General features: G+C 59.7%; 1 pseudogene. It reads left to right on the plus strand.

What is annotated here, in order from left to right:
* Window positions 1–44 precede the first annotated feature (44 nt).
* A pseudogene (locus tag EN804_RS37515) lies at window positions 45–395 on the plus strand (hypothetical protein); the annotation flags it as partial.

Here is a 395-nt window from a genome sequence, read left to right on the forward strand (position 1 = left end):
CGGGCAAAGTCGGACTTCGCACTTCACGGGGCGAAGTTCTCGACTTGCTGGCCCTTTGGCGCATGCCTCTGACTTCTGTGCACGCAACATTAGCACTTTGCGCATATACCAAGATTCCAACAATCCCGGCGGTCGATCTTGACCTGAAACGCAAGACGTCGTCGATAGGCCGCTGTCCCGCCGGTTCGGATCATATGTTTGAAGTCACTGCCGAGGATGCGTTCGATTTCCGTTCGACGGAATACGCCGAGCTCTTCGCCAGTTCGGCGGCGACCGCCTTTCAGCACCCCATATGGCTCGCGCAACTCTATGAGCAGATCGTGCTGCAAGGCGGCGCCACGCCGCTGATCGTCGTCGTGCGCGCGCGTGCAGGCGGAAAGCTCGCGATGGTCCTG

Origin of the sequence: Mesorhizobium sp. M8A.F.Ca.ET.161.01.1.1 (assembly GCF_004792105.1) — a bacterium.
Lineage (GTDB): Bacteria > Pseudomonadota > Alphaproteobacteria > Rhizobiales > Rhizobiaceae > Mesorhizobium.